The sequence below is a fragment of the Streptomyces sp. BRA346 genome (assembly GCF_052851135.1).
On record NZ_JAIWIH010000151.1, the window covers coordinates 1 to 1886 of the forward strand.

Annotated in this window: 1 protein-coding gene; it reads right to left on the bottom strand. The window is 73.5% G+C overall.

Going from position 1 to position 1886, the window contains the following annotated elements; all coding sequences use genetic code 11:
- A partial coding sequence (locus LCH29_RS43845) for an SDR family NAD(P)-dependent oxidoreductase (RefSeq protein WP_446467268.1) occupies nt 1-1886 on the bottom strand: 1886 nt, incomplete at both ends.

Below are 1886 nucleotides of genomic sequence, written 5' to 3' on the forward strand. Positions count from 1 at the left end.
GGCCTCGCGCGGCGAGATACCGAAGAACGCCGGATCGAAGTCGGCGACGTCGTAGAGGAAACCGCCCTCGCGCGTGTACGAGGTGCCCTGACGGTCCGGATCCGGGTCGTACAGCCCCGCCAGGTCCCAGCCACGGTCGGCCGGGAACTCCGCGATGGCGTCCCCGCCCGCCGTGAGCAGCTGCCACAGCTCCTCCGGCGTCCGCACCCCACCCGGGAAACGGCAGCTCATCGCCACGATCGCGATCGGATCGTCATCGACGGCCACGGCCACATCGCCGCCCTGGACGGTGGCGGTCCGGGTGCCGATCAGCTCCGTGTGCAGATGCTCGGCGAGGGCGGCCGCCGACGGGTAGTCGTAGATGAGCGTGACGGGCAGCCGCAGATCGGTCGCGGCGCCGAGCCGGTTGCGGAGTTCGACGGCCGCGAGCGAGTCGAAGCCCAGCTCCTTGAAGGCGCGCCCGGCTTCGACGGCCTCGGCCCCGTCATGACCCAGCACCGCCGCGACGTGCGTACGCACCAGGTCCAGCAGCGCGCGGTCCTGCTCGGCCCGCGGGAGGCCGCTGAGCCGCTCCCCCAGGGGAGAGGCGGTGTCGGCGTCGGTGATCACGCGCCCGGTGTCCGGGCCGTTCGCGGACTGCGGTGCGGCGGTCTCCGGCAGGTCGGCGATCAGCGGGCTCGGCCGTACGGCGGTGAGGGTTCCGACGAAGCGGTCCCAGTCGATGTCCGCGACCGTCACGGCCGTGTCGCCGTGGTCGAGCGCCTGCCGAAGCGCGGTCAGCGCCAGCTCAGGCGCCATCGGCGGCAGGCCCTCGCGCCGCATACGCCGCCCCAGCGCATGGTCCGCGGCCATTCCACCGTCGGCCCAGGGACCCCACGCGATCGACGTGGCGGGCAAGCCCTGGGCGCGCCGCCGCTCGGCGAGCGCGTCCAGGTAGGCGTTGGCGGCCGCGTAGTTGCCCTGACCGGCCGCACCCACCGATCCGGTGATCGAGGAGAAGAGCACGAACGCCGACAGGTCCAGGGCACGCGTCAGCTCGTCCAGGTGGTGCGCGGCGTCGACCTTCGCGCGGAGCACCGAGGCGAACCGCTCGGGCGTGAGCGAGTCCAGTACGCCGTCGTCCAGCACGCCGGCGGTGTGGATGACGGCGGTCAGCGGCAGCTCCTCCGGCAGCGACGCCAGCAACTCCGCCAGCGCATCCCGGTCGGCCACATCACAGGCCGCCACCGTCACCCGGGCACCCGACGCCGACAGCTCGTCCCGCAGCTCGACCGCACCCGGAGCGTCCGGACCACGACGGCTGCTCAACACCACATGCTCGGCCCCACTCGCCACCAGCCACCGCGCCACCCGCGCACCCAACGCCCCCGTACCACCCGTGACCAGAACGGACCCACCACCGGGCCGCCACGAACCACCCGACGACGCGGACCCCGAGGCCCGTACGAGACGACGCCCGAAGACCCCCGACGCCCGCACCGCGACCTGATCCTCGCCGCCACCACCGGCCAGCACCCCGGCCAGCCGCGACAGCGCACGCTCATCCACCGTCTCCGGCAGATCAACCAGCCCACCCCAGCGCTCCGGCAGCTCCAACGCCGCCACCCGGCCCAGACCCCACACCAACGTCTGGTCCGGGCACACCGCACCGTCCGAACGCCCCACCGACACCGCACCGCGCGTCGCCACCCACAACGGCGCACCCACACCCGCATCACCCAACGCCTGCGTCAGCACGGCCGTACGCAGCAGACCGGCGTCACCCTCGACCGCCAGCAGCGAGACCACACCCGCGACCGACGCACCCACGACCGACGCACGCAGCTGCTCGGCCACCGCGCCCCGGTCATCCCCGACAGCCAGCTCGACGAGCCGCACATCGACGC